Genomic DNA, 14,313 nt, shown 5'->3' on the forward strand with positions numbered 1-14,313 from the left:
ACTGCACTCACAATGTATCGCTCAATTCAGCCCTGGGCGTATAAGGACCAGCGGTGTGCGCTGATTTGCATTGCCAGCCGGATTAAGTCGTAGAGCGCGATGCAGCAAAGCTTCATCACAACCAGCACTGGATGCCAGCACCTTCACCCGACTGAGATCATTAACGTCAACGACGGCAACGTCGACTCCCAGGGCAGTAGCAGCCTCGCGACAAAAGGAAGCAGAGTGCCTAGGTCCGAGAACAAGGCTTTGATCGTAAGGCGGCGTCGTTCCTGTAACGTCATCGATCAAACGCGCTTGACATCCTGCTAAGCGGTAGAACCAGCCCGGGACTCCGACCAATCTCATTAGCAATCCACCAAGGAAGGCAACTAACACGCGGCTTGGTCCCACCACATCAATCAAAACCTGCATGCCACAGGCCGAGGCCAGACTACTGGTAGGATGGAAAGCCCGACAAACTAATCGCGCCACCATACTCGGTTCTACTTCGCTAGGATGCCGATACCGCCCCTGAATTGTAGCCAAAGGAGTTTCACCAAGGGTTAACACATCGCCGGGCTCGACGATAGCAGAAGCGTATCTCCGAAGTACCTCGATTGCATCATCCAGGGGTCCTAAAAGGTGAGTTTGTAAAGGCAGGACCTGACAGCCATCACCAGGTATGAATTGGGCTTCGGCTGCAGTGAGTGGTAGTGGATGAGACAAAGGTACCACCACGCCCTGACGACGCTGAAGGTGGCCGAACGGTCCGTAGTTTCCCCAATGCACGTCTACCCAAAGGCTGTCGACACGTTCGAGAGGATATGGACCTACGATGTCAATGGTGATCTGAACCCGCGTAGTTTTGCCACCTTTTACGATATAGGCCACCCAATACCTATCCGGCCTGGTCTCCTCATCGGGATGATCGGCCTTAATGCTTGTGTTAACTTGAAAAATTGATGGATCGGCTTTGCCCAGGAGAACAGGATTCACCCTCAATTCAGGTATGAAAACTTCCATCTGTAAATGGGGGTTATGAATCTCAAGTACTCCTTCAGCTCTGAGTTTTCCAGGACAGCTGCTCACTGTCCAATTAATGGGGTGCATCTGCAGAGGTGAGGAGGGCCTTAGCCGGTGACGAAGCTCCAACCAGACCACGCCAAGTCCGAAAGCAAGTAGAGCAATCAATAGAGACATGGTAAACACCGGGGAATTTGGCCCGGCAGCGTAGGCGGCATTCGCTAGCGAGACCTCAGTGTGCCGTCACCTCAATGTTGACTTCGTTGAAGCTGCCTTCTTGGTTGATCTCACCCAGGTTAGGGGCTGGAAGCCCAGTGGCGGAACTAATGGCCTCATTAATCGCAGCGAGTGGCACTTGGCCTTCACGATCAAAAACAACCTGGCCATCCGGCCTGATGACTACCACCTGGGGGATCAATCCATGCCAGTATGTCAGTGGATCGGAAACACCAGTTGTCGCTCGCCCCTGCAACCTATCGGTAGTAAGTGGAATTAGGTCAATGCCACGCCCCCAAAGACGCTGAAGTTCAGATACCACAGGCGCAAAGCGCTTGCTGACGGCGCTATCGTCCAGATAATAAACAATTACAGCCGTGCGGCCAGCTTCCATTGCATCATCCAGCGTATTCACTGACGGCACGAGCGAGCCATTACCCGCATAAAGGGCATAGATATTGCCATCATAGCTATCGCTGTTAAGAACTGCACCAGCAGGGGAAACCCCTAATAACAGCGCTGCAAACGTACTGAGCAGTAAGCAAAGCAGAGAGGTCATTCAACCGATGTCGCAGACGCCATTATGAGATTCAAATTATTAGTTACGACTGAGACTGCGCCCCATGCCTTGGGCCATGCCACGACTTACCAAACCGATCGCACGTCCGAGCACCTGTGTGAGAAATACGGCTGCAAGGTCACCGAATCGGCGAACCAAAACTTGCACCTGCGGTGCCAAAGCATCACGTATCTCTAATAACAATGCCACCTGACGTTGCCACCAGCCCAATTGGTTTAGTTCCTGGTCACGTGGTTCGGTAAGCTGGAGCGGTTCGATCCGACCCTGACGCAGCTGGAATAACATGCGACGGCTTTCATACAGTTGAATTGGGCGCTCAATCCAATCAGACCAGCGCATTTGAGTATTAAGCCGATTCCGTAAGCGATCCAATTCCCGTGTGGCTAAAAGGGGGTCGCATAGCAGGTATCTCCGTAGCTCTGGCCATCGACCACAGGACTCGAGTAATTCAGATCCAATCAGCTCTGCAGTTCGAACCAACCAATTGCTCACCAACGTTTCCATTTGTAGGAGAGCCCGGGGGTCATAAGACGGCAACAACTGACCATTCACCAGCACTGGTTGATCCACCAGTAAAGGCGCAAGCATGGCAAGGGAACTCAGTAATTCTCCATCGTCTCCACTGAGATCGGCTTGCTCTAACAAAACAGCAACGACAGGCCGAAGTTCACCATCACGGGGAATCTGCACGTAGCTGCCCACCATGGCAGTTATGGCACGCTGTCGCAATTCAAGCTGAAGTTGAACCCACATCGCGTGCAAATCTGCTGCATGATCCATCGTCCGCAAATGAATCAGCACACGATCCAGTTGCTGAAGTAGTGCAAGCAGTAACTCGCGACGACGCTCAGGGTGTAAGCCTTCGATGGCCAGCAATCGACCAGTCGCATTGCTTAAGCCTGCCTGAACAGACCCATCAAGGCGCTCTCGGATTGCTTCCCAAATGGCTGTAGCATTACACCCACGTAGGGTGATTGCCGTTTGTTCGAGCTGGGCTGGGCCACGAGACAGTGGTTGGCGCGCAGGTAACGTATCTTCGAAGCCGAACCGCAGCGGCCCCCAGAGTACGAGCAAGACTTCGCGGGCACTCCGCAATTCGCGCGACCGCCCCTCGAGTAGCAAGCGTAGCAATGGCTGCGACAGCGACGGGTTCAACATCGCCTCGATTGATCGAAGCTCGTTGTTGATCTGTCGGAGGCCACTTACTAGTAACGACTGACCGAAGCTCATGGTGGCGGACTTAGAAGCGGAGGCACGGGCTTGAACTTTTAAGCGCACCACCCGTCCGCCGGTCAATAACAACTGGATCGATTCGGTGAGCGTATTCAAGTCGCAGTTTTGCAATAGCCCACTAGCAGAGAGGCTCAGCAGCTGCTCACGAGTAGCGGGAAGATTCGGAGGTAGGAGTAGAAGAAGTGGTGCCGGTTGCCAGCGCTTTTCCAACCTGGTTACTTCCTGCTGGATAACTTCAATGGAAACAACGGCATCGATAGACCATATGACTAAAGCCGGGTGGTTAGCCAAATGCTCCGCCTCGAACCTAACATCCCAATCCGGGTTAGCCGTAGCCAGTCGCATAGCTAAAGATTCCTTGAGCAGATCTGGGGCCAGCAACAAAATCTGTATCGAAAAAGAAAGAGACAAATCTTAATAACTAAAAGGTTTAAGATTAACGTAACTACGTCTTTATGCAATATCTCAAAAATAGACGACCCTATGTACTGCTTACTGCTAATCTGAATGCGTAAAAGTTGATGCAGAAGCGTATATGTTATTCGACGATTGCTCCCACATCGATATAAGTAAAGTGGTTTGTGCAGAGTCACTCTGCGGCGCAGTTGAGTCACCCGTCACTCGCTAGCGTTTCTTTGTTTGGTGGATATTAGGCTTTTTGAAAATATCGCGAGTATTCAAATCTTCTTCGTCATCCCCCAGTAAGATTGCCGTCATTCGTCATTGATAGTTCAAATGCACGCCAAGTCATTAGCGCCGTCTGAACCAATGCCTAAGATGGTTTATGTTTATTTGGTTTAGGTGATCACCGGTATCGGCAGAGGGACTTCATACCAGCCACAAAACGCTCTTCACAAGCTCAGCGATTAAGCCAGATTGCTAGAATTACCTGTTATATCTTGCAATCGGTCCTCACTAATCGCGCTGATAGCCTCAGCTAAATCAACTCGACCATCATAGAGTGCCCGCCCGACTATGACACCTCCCACACCAAGGGCCTCTAACGGAAGAAGGGCGAGTAGATCGGCCATGCATCCAATTCCCCCAGAGACAATTACAGGGATGTTGCTTACCTCAGCTATTTGACGCAGATATTGAATATTGGGGCCAGCCAGCGTGCCGTCGGTAGCAATGTCTGTTGTAATGATCGCTGCGATTCCAGATCCACTGAAGCGGCGAACGAGATCCGTTGCCAGGATATCGCTTTGCTCGAACCAGCCTCGAGTTGCAACCTTACCGTTCTTGGCGTCGATACTAACTACAACGGCACCCGGGTGATGCTTAGCTAAAGCATCCACCAAATCGGGTCTTTCGACGGCCACCGTACCTAAAATAATACGATCTAATCCACAGTCGAGTAGTTTTTCAGCGTGCTCCAATGAGCGTAAACCACCCCCTAGCTGCACAGGAATTTCAAGAGCAGCGACAATGGCTTGGACTACAACACTGTTCGTCGGTTGACCTCGCTTAGAGCCGTCTAAATCCACAAGGTGTAACCGTTTTGCCCCTTGGTTTTGCCAGTGAAGAGCTTGTGTCACAGGATCTTCACTGAAATGGGTAATTCGATTGTAGTCTCCCTGATACAAACGCACACAGGCACCGTTAAGCAGATCGATAGCAGGAATAATTTCCATGAAGTTGGACTAAAAAGGACCATCCATCCTGCAGGAGTGCAGTCTTAATGGGTCTAAGGTTGATGATAGTGATAATAAAAGTTCTTCCATCAGAACCCTTCTTAAATTAAGCTATTAGAGAAGCTATTAATTTCAATGTTTCCTCTGACATTTTATGTATACATCTTAGATTACGATTAAATTATTAACTTAATGAGATAACGCTGGGTTTACAATACGATCCAGGATTCACTCGATCCCTTGGGTTTTCGTGTCTAAAATTATTTGTCATCACTCTTGTGCTGACTAATCCGAAGATTCAACGTCATGCAAATTTTGGTGATGGGAGGAACCCGATTTGTCGGCAGGCCTTTGGTGGCGAAGCTACTAAACCAGGGCCATGCGCTCACCCTATTTACTCGCGGAATACATCCAGTTCCCGCAGGCGTCGAGAATCTCAATGGTGACCGCAGCAATAGTCAGGGGCTCGCCGCACTTCGAGGCCGTAACTTCGATGTGATAGTTGACAGTTCTGGTCGAACACTGGACGATAGCCGTCGAGTTCTTATGGTTACCGGCGTTCCCAAGCATCGCTTTGTGTATGTGAGTTCAGCCGGGGTCTACGCCGCATCAAGCCAATGGCCACTAAATGAAGACAGCCCTACGGATCCCAAAAGCCGTCACGCTGGCAAAGCGGATACTGAAGCTTGGCTACGGGCTGAAGGTATTCCTTTCACGAGCTTTCGGCCTACTTACATCTATGGGCCGGGAAACTACAATCCAATTGAGCGTTGGTTTTTCGATCGAATTGTCTACGCCCAGCCGGTACCCCTACCCGGCGATGGTTCCACAATTACCCAACTAGGCCACGTTGACGATCTTGCGGAGGCAATGGCTCGCTGCATCGATGTGGAAGCAGCCACCAACCGCATCTATAACTGCTCAGGGAAGCGTGGTGTCACATTTAAAGGCCTGGTTCGGCTGGCCGCTCTGACCTGTGGAAAGGATCCTAATGGTGTTGAACTACGGCCTTTCAATCCCTCTAGCTTAGACTCAAAAGCGCGCAAAGCGTTTCCGCTGCGATTGAACCATTTCTTCACGGATGTCAGTCGCGCCGAGAGAGAGCTTGCCTGGAAGCCACGCTTCGACCTTGCAGCCGGTCTGCTCGACAGTTACACTAAAGATTACGCCTTGACGCCTAAGTCAACACCCGACTTTAGCCCTGACGCTAGCCTCATCGGGGTTTGAGATAATCGGCGGCAGATATCAAGGCCAGTATCCATGATAACCAAAACAGCCACCACCCTAACGCAACTAGTGTTGGTTGACCAAACCACGTAGGCGGCCAGAGCAGCAACAATAAGCTGATAAACTGAAGTGTTGTTTTAACCTTTCCACTGGTTGACGCCGGTGCACCATCATTGGCTTCAGCACGCCATCCAGAAATCAAAAGTTCACGGGCTAAAAGTGTCCATATCGCCCAGAGTGGGAAGGTCTCGCTGGTTGCCAACCAAAGAAGTGGCGCCAATAGCAATACCTTATCGGTGAGGGGATCAAGCCTGGCCCCCCAACTAGTACCACCACCGGCGCGGCGGACCAACCAGCCGTCAGCGGCATCGCTCAAACTCGCTAACAACAACAGCCACCAGGCCCCCACGATCCACCCCTGTTGTAGTGCGATAATCAGGGGAAATCCAGCAATGGCCCTGGCCAAAGTAAGAATATCGGCTAGTGAACGCAGGAAAAGAGACAACGGCGCAGAATGCATGCAAATTGTTCTGAATCATGTTCTTGCAGCTGACGAAGGTCGCCGACGTAATGACCCAACCCGTTCTCAGTGTTAGAGCCGAAACCTCGCTACAGGATGCGGTGCAGATAATTAGTGACCACCATATAAGCGGTCTTCCGGTAGTGAATGCCAATGGAGCATTGGTCGGTGAGTTGAGTGAAAAAGATTTGATGGTGCGAGAAAGCGGGATCGACGCTGGTCCGTACATAATGCTGTTAGATAGTGTGATCTATCTACGCAATCCGCTCAACTGGGATAAACAAGTGCACCAAGTACTCGGAACTACAGTTGGCGAACTGATGCAACATGACACCCATAGTTGCTCTGGGGAATTAGAATTACCAAAAGCAGCACTAATGCTGCATAACAGGGGCACGCAGCGTCTGTTTGTTCTCGACGCATCGAAACGATTGGTTGGTGTGCTCACACGAGGAGATGTAGTACGTGCTATCGCCTCCCAACAGTCTAACTAAATTAGACGCCTTCGCGAACTATAGTTGCAGTCAGGGTGAGATAATCGCGAAGAATTAAATTAAATCACCCACCTTCAGAGTTTCCACCTAATCACTCTCGATTCTGTAATACAGAAACTGAAATCACGCACTTCGTTCAAGAAACTGCAAGGGTTAGATTCCCTATTCTGCTTCTGCGCCCTGGCATTTTTGTGTACCCATTGTCGTGACCATTGTGGCTTCTTAACATATCAAACCAAATTACTTCAAGATAATTATATTTTCGTGGGTTAAACCCAGCCTAGAGGGTGCATCCTTCCTTTAACCAAGGATTAAGCCATCAAAAAATGAACCAGATTGAGGATTGTTTCATTACTTGTGTTAATATGCGAATTAAGTAAGAGTCTATACCGCTGACCGGCAGCATATTGGGCTGTGGGGACCGTTGGGTTGGAGCATTTTCTCTGCCGAAATAATCTTCTGAACGGTGTCAATCGCCTCAGGAGTTGCAAAGCGTTGCAGAAGCTCCGCCCCTATGGTTGGTATCCGACCACTACAACTGTGGTTCGGATCTAGCACAGCCGTCAAAAAGCTGATGAACAGACATCAAAGCTCATACATTTACGTCATCCCATTTGGCTTTGCCATCAAGAAGTAAAACAAGTTTTTCAAGCTTTTGATTAGTTTCTCGAACATCAATAACTTCTGGCATTGTTCCACTAGCCACGACGTTATAGTGATCTCGACATCTGTTACGTAGTTCCTGTAGGCGCTTTTTTGTAATGATCTTCTTTTCTGCAGCGGTCGCCATAGTGATGATTCGAACTTTCAACAGTTTGCCTTATGGTACCCATGATTCAATCAAAAGAAGCTCGAGAACGCTTGCAACAATCGATTGAATTAACCTTGAACCTCCTCCTCAGCAATAGTGATCAGACAATTCCGGCTACGTAATGTCGTAAGCGAGTAACGCTGACCAAAGAGCCATGCCGAGCCGCTCAACGGATCAATAGCAACATTTAAAAGTCCTCCACTTAGCCCATAACCTTTGGCTTTAAGTACGGCTTCCTTAATGGTCCAGAGCTGTATTAGGTCCCATCGTTCTAAACATGCCGCTGCATCCTGTTCTGTTCGAAACATCCGCTGCAGCAATAGTTCTGGTGCCGCTTGGATGCGTCGATCCTCGGCTTCAACATCAATACCAATTGCCCTCATTCCCAACACACCAACGGTGATCGATCCGGTACTAGCGATATTGTAGTTCCATATACAATCATGACGATATCTGATTTGAGGTTTACCATAAATAGTGCGGCCAATTTCTGCTGGCTCAATCTCCAAACCTGCAGCGCTAAACAAGCGCAAAGTAAGCTGCTCGCTTATATAAGCTTGTTCCTCTCGGTTTGGGAGCCAAGGCAACTGACTTAACAAAGGTTGATAACCTAAGGCCACTCCCTCCAGCGATTCCCATTCTAAACTCACTATTGGCTTCTTACAGAGAGCAGGGATTTCGGCAGCATCAAATCCAGCGAAGGAAGCTCTGACGAGAGTGGAGCATCGCCTAAGCTTTCAGCAAATCCAGAGGAAGTAAAGCTGGTCTCTTATGCAGAGCTGATGGATCGCTGATGACGGGCACCTCACGCAGAGACAGGCTCTCTAGCTCGATGTAACGGCAGCATTAAAACGATTTTGGCGGGGTTTTATGTTGGAAGATGAAATCCCGCTCATTCTAGACCAAGCGTCTACTCCCTGCTCCATTACTCGGTTCAATCCAGCTAAAGCTTTATCCATTAAGTGGCCGCCAAACATCTGAATGCAATCTAGAATCCTCTCACAAGAAGTTTGTTCAACCAACTTGGGAGTGAGTCCGACCATAAAATTGTTGCGCAGCTGTATTTGACGGAGACTGAGCCGAAGCATGTAAGGAACATGCACAAAACTTGTGGCACCACCGCTGATCCAATTGGCATCATCTTCGGTAAAGCCTTTGTCACCAGGAATGATGAAACGACTTTTAGATGCGTGATCGGGCATATACGCCGCGAGATAACCGCGACGCTGAGAGAGTTCTTTTGTCTGCTCAAGGGTGAGGCCGTCCCTACTCATCAGAACCTCTAGACGGCCATCCTCGCGAAGGCCCATCACCATACGGATACGAGGTAGGTAGTAGCGAATACGCTGTCCCATACTGACGCTGTATGCCCCTTTGTAGGTCTCTGGTGGGCTTTTAAGATCGTTGTAAAGGCTATGCAACCCTCCAATAAAGGTGTCGTAGGCATCACTGCGAGCATCTGTCAGCTCTCCATAGCCGAAGTCAACATTGCCGTCTTGTCGGATGCCAATAAAGGCACGTTGGCGAGCCGCGGCCCGGTTGCGTCCACGCCAAACCTCAGGTCCAAATTTGAGATCACCAAGTGGGAGGGTAATTTCTTGCCCCGCATCATCAGTATGGAGTTCGTACATTGGACCTGACACGTAGGCCAAAGCCGAGCTGTCTTGAAAGGCATATTCCTCCATATCCCAGCCTTCCAATAGACTGAAACGTACCCGGCTAGGGTCCAGGTTGAGAGCGTAAACTTCCTCATCGGGAATATAGCGGAACGGCGAAGTATGTTGATTATGGCCAGCTTCAGTAGCCGGATTCCTACTATCTTCGTCTGACTGTTCTGGGTCGCCCGGGGCCAAGATGACAAGACCGGTCAAAATAATGACTGGTGATGCTAGCAGTAGCCAGCATTTAGTGATACGCCTTGATAAAGTGCCGACTGTAGTGATTTTGAGGCCCTCAGCTTTTTGGGAATGAGTCTGACCAAGAAGTAATGGCATCATCGGCCACACGCTGGCATTGGTAACGCTCGTCGCAGTTGTGATTTCCGTCAACTACCTGTAGAAGAGAATCTTTGGATACAGATTTTCTAAATCGGAGGTAAAGCGTAGCAAATGCAATCAATCTGAGCGGCTCTAGGACTAAACTACTGGGCGAAAACGGTCACAAACATTTAGCTAGTTAGGTTATAGTCACACCCTCGATACATAGCTTAACCAAAGGTAACCGAGATTCGCAGACAGTTGTCGCAACCAGTTTTCGTCAAGTCAGATCACTGTGAGTGTAGACGTTACAAATAAACATCGGACCCCTATTCGTAGAAATCCGACCAATGTTTTCAATATCTCTAGCAACAATGACGTCAGATCCAAACTGGCACAGACTAGATCTTTTAAAAGAATCTCCATCCAGGACGTCGCACATGGCAAAAATAGGTTGAGAGTTTTACAATCACCATTATCTGAGTAAAGGCACACTGTGAGGTTGAAAAACTTTCGCCGTAATCAAAATTGAAAAGATCAACCAACATCAGAGCGCAGTCTTTTCCCCGTTAGAACCTTTTCTTCGACAAACAATAATGAGCATCTCCACCTCGGTTCTAGATATGGAAAGTAATCATTCGGAGAAACAAGCCAACCTGACCCATCTCGTGCACCATCTTAGACCCAACGATCATCGGATAACAACCTGCTAAGAACCTACACTATGCCTTGCTGTCCTCTCAAGGGCTACTCTGACCCAGCGTTAGCGATTTTGGGTCCAAACGTCACCAGTAGACAAATGGTAATTTTCAAACACCGTGGTGCCAGGCTGATGCTACTCGTAGAGTATCTGAGTTTCTGATGACAATCGCCCTGCTGATAGCTTTAGCCATTTCTTTGGTTGCCATGACTGTGATTGTGCGTCGCCTGTCTCAGCATTAACTTGATGTGCGAATGGGCAAATCTTGCATTTCATGGCATCCTGAACCCAAGATGCCCCGCTGCATCCATGCAGTGTTTCCAATAGGGAAACATAATATTGTTCTAGCCGCTCTTCTTATGACTGGGGTGCTAGCGCAGGCACGCAGGTTGCAAGTAGGTATCAGTGATCCCTACCACCTGCTATCCAGAGCAGCACATCACACTTCCTTTGAGGGAATCGGTCTTGACGTCTAGCGCAAAGTGGTCGACGTCAATAGCCGAATTTGCGACTTTGTGCGGTAAGAAACCCTACAAAAAAGACCGCTTTTATTGGTGAAGGTGTAACTAATATACTAATGATTGGGTCCACTTAGCATTACTCCGCGTCAGTTATCTGTCTTGAGCATTGATTTCCGTTTGGTGTGCTACTGGCAATGGCTAGTATAATTTGATTTGTCAAATAGCAACCGATTCCCCAAAGCTTAATTACCAGCCATCGCCAATTGGTGTGTGGCTTGCTTTCGTCATACTTACCGCTGTAGATTACGAGGACAAAACACTCATCACCTGTACAGGGCGAGTAATTGCCGCCATATGAATGTTGGTCTCTCGAACTGCTTTGTCATCATTCACGTTAACCTTAATCTTTACCTTCACTGTGTTTCTGTCAGGAGCTATATAGATCGCAATTAACACACCGCTTTAGTTTCAACAGCAACGAGTGGTAGTCATTGAAGGAACAAGTGGAGTTGAATTGACCAAGCAGGAAAATATAATGCATCACCCAGATAAAAATCTGACAACCGGAGTTAATACAATTTTATTGGATGCAACAGAAGCCTTGATCTTCGATCGGCCGACTATTACATCAAAGAAAATCTCTGGCTTGCCGTGCAACCAGCATCATTCATTTTTACGGAAGAAACCTATGGCTTTGTCCTCAAAACGGGCAATCTGCCCTAGAATCTTTTAGATGTATCGATTTAAAACCACAAGGTTTGCAGCAAATCTAATTCGTTATTAACAAACTTTTAGATTAATCAACAGCGGAAGTTATGGTAATGCGGTGCCGCTTTTAAGCGATAAGACGCAGGATCACCGCAATCTTAGCCCAAGGCATGCCACTTGAAATCGTTTATAAAATCATGAGAGAGACTCACAACTAACACGCTTAGGAGCCGACAGGTGTCCACAACAATCACACGCGTGGTTTATCGAACACGTTTCCCACCATGTTCTACTGAGGGTAGCGAACAAAACCTTGAAAAAGCAATAAGATCTGATGCTCAACACTAAAAAGCGGACTCTACGTATGATCGCGTTTTTAATCGGCTTACGCCTGGAAACAACATCTAGACGTACCCTTAAGCAGATTTTCGAGGTGCCATGCGTCCCCTGCCACTGAAGCTTGTACCTGGCAGTGACCTACGCCTCAGTCTGGAAAGTTTGGCCCGAAACGAAGGCCTTAATGGGTTTCTACTGGGAATCGTTGGCAATCTCAGCCGCGCAGCCTTTCGATGTCCGGGGCAATCGGAGCCTACCGTTTCTGAGGGTGACTTGGAAATAATCACGCTGAACGGCACCATCAGCCCTGAATCAGTTCACCTTCACCTCAGCTTCTCCGATAGCGCCTGTCAGGTCTGGGGTGGTCACCTCGAGCGTGGCACTTTGGTGCAGAAGGGGGCTGACCTACTGGTGGGCATCCTCAATCAAAAGAAACCGACTAAAGCTTCGATCTCCAGTGAGCCTCGACTGGAGATCGCTGTTTTGCCAGGATGTCCATGGTGTAGTCGAGCTCTACGCCTGTTGCGCAGTTTGAATCTGCCCCACTCTGTGACGACAGTGAATGACGACGCGACATTTGCAAACGTCCAGAACCGTAGTGGGATGCGAACATTTCCTCAAGTGTTCATAGACGGTACAGCCATTGGTGGCTACGACGATCTCACTATGCTCCATGCCAGTGGTGATCTCCAAGCTCTCCGCTAAACAAGCCTCCCAACCTGCCTCTTTTTGGAAGCTCAAGCCTTGGTGGTGTCAACCTTGGTCGATCGTGTTAACGGGCGTAATCGTAATTGCTGGGTCTTGGATTGTTTTCCATCGATTTTGGATCAGTTTGCCGGCTGCTGTTGCAGTCGGCATTTGGTGGTGCCTTTTTTTGATATTAGTTCCTGCAGCTTACCAGTTCAATTCTCTGCAAGATGACCCCAGACTTTGAAAAATATCCAATTAATTGATTTCTACTAAAGAAACTAGTTTCGATAGATATTGATTTATATAAACTTTCAATCAATCTTGCCAACAGATGAACGCGCTTCTTCGCGAAAGCATTGTTTCTCATCGAAGAGTTCCTTCTCAAGCTGTTCTATTAGACGGCTTACCAATCTTTGAAGTTCAGGTTGGCAACCCCGGAATGCAGCTTTGTGCCGGATCGGCTCGTTACGCGTGCGTAGATCTGTCAACATCAACTGCAATGAATCAATCCTAGCGTTGGAGTTCATACCTGGCGCTGGTTCACGCACAGAGGCTATAACGTAGCGGTCCGCCCAGAAATTCCAAGCTCGTGGAACGAGCTTGGATATCGGAAGATTATGCTTGCCGCCGTCTCTACGCTCGCCGTAAGGGGTGTAACTCTAATCCCTAGGAAATTACCTCTCCATAAAGATGCAGATTTTCGGAGGGGTCATGTACCTAGAAGAGCAAATCCCTCGCGGTTGAAAATGCCGAGCCATAGCTGCTTCGCTGCATCTTTGAGAAGCGCTATGAGTCGATTGCATACCCTTTATCGTTAGGTCCAGCCGAGAAACGTGTGATCCGGAATACGCCAAAACACTTAACAATGCTTACGCTTAAGCGCATTGCGCGCCTTCCGTGCCGAGAAAGCGTACTCACGTCGCAATGACAAGGGTTCATTTGCTGGCGCATGGTCATGCAAAGTATGCTGTCTCACTAGTGCCATCGGATATATCTAAAACAAATGAAACTGAGAAAATAACCACATTGTATTTAGGCAACAATACTTAATTCTTAGTTATCTGTCTATGCCAAACAGATGAGCAAGTATCGAGTCCGCTGGCATCATAGTCCAGATGAAGATGCAAATAGCTGCTGCAAGCGGGCATCAGAGAGGGGACTAAGCCAATATCGAGCCTTTATTTTAAGAGGTATTAAAGGATATTAATAGGATACTTTATAGGTGTGGGCCTTGCACATGACCTGATGAGTAGATAAAGATCAACCCATCATTTTCAGCCTTCGTATAGACTGTCGCTGCTAATATAATTCTTACTATTAGTGCCGACGGTATTGTCTCGCTATCATCAATTAGGTAACTAGAACAGATTCCGAAATGCAATTATCTTCCAAGTCTGTAATTGTAGCGTCCTTGTTAGTATAGGCTGTTAACTTTTTATTGATGCAGGAGTAAAGTAAATCAATCTAATAATACAAAAGTTAATTCTGAAGATGCTAATTTATTTGATTACTTATTAATATCACTTAACTAAGGTAAAATACTGTTTTCTAATCATATTTAGCGCAAATGTAGAGTACTCAGTGGCCACAGTAACTAGAAGGGCGGCAGTACAGCCATGAAATAACGCTGCTTCTCAACAATTAATGTATTGCAGGGTTCATACACAACTGACCCAGGCCCATACATAGCCAATGGCATTATTAAGATTATTTCTCAACTAG

Annotated in this window: 14 protein-coding genes and 1 pseudogene; 6 read left to right on the plus strand and 9 right to left on the minus strand. The window is 48.2% G+C overall.

Features of this window, described 5'->3' with window-relative positions:
• Positions 1 to 21 precede the first annotated feature (21 nt).
• From ABWV55_RS07530 to hisA, 4 genes are all read right to left on the minus strand, one after another.
• Positions 22 to 1,182 carry a F420-0:Gamma-glutamyl ligase gene (locus ABWV55_RS07530; RefSeq protein WP_353292685.1) on the minus strand — a complete coding sequence of 387 codons (1,161 nt, stop codon included), beginning with the start codon at positions 1,180 to 1,182 and terminating at the stop codon, positions 22 to 24.
• Between the two features lie 55 nt (positions 1,183 to 1,237).
• The gene (locus ABWV55_RS07535) at positions 1,238 to 1,780 is read right to left on the minus strand and encodes a thylakoid membrane photosystem I accumulation factor (RefSeq protein ID WP_353291481.1); all 543 of its coding nucleotides are present in this window, start codon (positions 1,778 to 1,780) and stop codon (positions 1,238 to 1,240) included.
• A 39-nt stretch (positions 1,781 to 1,819) separates the two neighbouring features.
• A complete protein-coding gene (locus ABWV55_RS07540) occupies positions 1,820 to 3,379 on the minus strand; it encodes a DUF3685 domain-containing protein (RefSeq protein WP_353292686.1) in 1,560 nt (519 codons plus the stop codon).
• 521 nt (positions 3,380 to 3,900) lie between these two features.
• The gene (gene hisA, locus ABWV55_RS07545; RefSeq protein WP_353291482.1) at positions 3,901 to 4,668 is read right to left on the minus strand and encodes a 1-(5-phosphoribosyl)-5-[(5-phosphoribosylamino)methylideneamino]imidazole-4-carboxamide isomerase; all 768 of its coding nucleotides are present in this window, start codon (positions 4,666 to 4,668) and stop codon (positions 3,901 to 3,903) included.
• A gap of 306 nt (positions 4,669 to 4,974) precedes the next feature.
• Here hisA and ABWV55_RS07550 point away from each other — a divergent pair, with 306 nt between their 5' ends.
• Complete coding sequence (locus ABWV55_RS07550) at positions 4,975 to 5,895, plus strand: NAD-dependent epimerase/dehydratase family protein (RefSeq protein ID WP_353291483.1); 921 nt, start codon at positions 4,975 to 4,977, stop codon at positions 5,893 to 5,895.
• Here the strand turns inward: ABWV55_RS07550 and ABWV55_RS07555 are convergent.
• Entirely contained in the window at positions 5,882 to 6,415 is a 534-nt protein-coding gene (locus ABWV55_RS07555) for a CDP-alcohol phosphatidyltransferase family protein (RefSeq protein WP_353291484.1), read from the minus strand. The genes ABWV55_RS07550 and ABWV55_RS07555 overlap by 14 nt on opposite strands.
• 17 nt (positions 6,416 to 6,432) lie before the next feature.
• Here ABWV55_RS07555 and ABWV55_RS07560 point away from each other — a divergent pair, with 17 nt between their 5' ends.
• Both ABWV55_RS07560 and ABWV55_RS07565 read left to right on the plus strand, forming a co-directional pair.
• Positions 6,433 to 6,909, plus strand: a complete 477-nt coding sequence (locus tag ABWV55_RS07560; RefSeq protein WP_353291485.1) for a CBS domain-containing protein — start codon at positions 6,433 to 6,435, stop codon at positions 6,907 to 6,909.
• Between the two features lie 414 nt (positions 6,910 to 7,323).
• A complete protein-coding gene (locus ABWV55_RS07565; RefSeq protein WP_353291486.1) occupies positions 7,324 to 7,464 on the plus strand; it encodes a hypothetical protein in 141 nt (46 codons plus the stop codon).
• 37 nt (positions 7,465 to 7,501) lie between these two features.
• Here ABWV55_RS07565 and ABWV55_RS07570 read toward each other — a convergent pair whose 3' ends face one another.
• The 3 genes and pseudogenes from ABWV55_RS07570 to ABWV55_RS07580 all read right to left on the minus strand — a co-directional run.
• Complete coding sequence (locus ABWV55_RS07570) at positions 7,502 to 7,699, minus strand: hypothetical protein (RefSeq protein ID WP_353292687.1); 198 nt, start codon at positions 7,697 to 7,699, stop codon at positions 7,502 to 7,504.
• A gap of 89 nt (positions 7,700 to 7,788) precedes the next feature.
• Complete coding sequence (locus ABWV55_RS07575; protein WP_353291487.1) at positions 7,789 to 8,370, minus strand: 4'-phosphopantetheinyl transferase superfamily protein; 582 nt, start codon at positions 8,368 to 8,370, stop codon at positions 7,789 to 7,791.
• A 243-nt stretch (positions 8,371 to 8,613) separates the two neighbouring features.
• Positions 8,614 to 9,663 (minus strand): annotated as a pseudogene (locus ABWV55_RS07580) (hypothetical protein); the annotation flags it as partial.
• A 987-nt stretch (positions 9,664 to 10,650) separates the two neighbouring features.
• Between ABWV55_RS07580 and ABWV55_RS07585 the strand changes: the two are divergent.
• The 3 genes from ABWV55_RS07585 to ABWV55_RS07595 all read left to right on the plus strand — a co-directional run bounded on the left by ABWV55_RS07585 (position 10,651) and on the right by ABWV55_RS07595 (position 12,835).
• Entirely contained in the window at positions 10,651 to 10,872 is a 222-nt protein-coding gene (locus ABWV55_RS07585) for a hypothetical protein (RefSeq protein WP_353291488.1), read from the plus strand.
• 1,131 nt (positions 10,873 to 12,003) lie between these two features.
• Positions 12,004 to 12,606 (plus strand): DUF296 domain-containing protein, encoded by a 603-nt coding sequence (locus ABWV55_RS07590; protein ID WP_353291489.1) that lies wholly within the window; start codon positions 12,004 to 12,006, stop codon positions 12,604 to 12,606.
• Entirely contained in the window at positions 12,581 to 12,835 is a 255-nt protein-coding gene (locus ABWV55_RS07595) for a DUF6737 family protein (RefSeq protein ID WP_353291490.1), read from the plus strand. The genes ABWV55_RS07590 and ABWV55_RS07595 overlap by 26 nt, the downstream gene beginning before the upstream one ends.
• A gap of 67 nt (positions 12,836 to 12,902) precedes the next feature.
• Here ABWV55_RS07595 and ABWV55_RS07600 read toward each other — a convergent pair whose 3' ends face one another.
• Complete coding sequence (locus tag ABWV55_RS07600) at positions 12,903 to 13,118, minus strand: hypothetical protein (RefSeq protein WP_353291491.1); 216 nt, start codon at positions 13,116 to 13,118, stop codon at positions 12,903 to 12,905.
• Positions 13,119 to 14,313 lie beyond the last annotated feature (1,195 nt).

The sequence above is a fragment of the Synechococcus sp. M16CYN genome, from assembly GCF_040371545.1.
Classification (GTDB): Bacteria; Cyanobacteriota; Cyanobacteriia; order PCC-6307; family Cyanobiaceae; genus Parasynechococcus.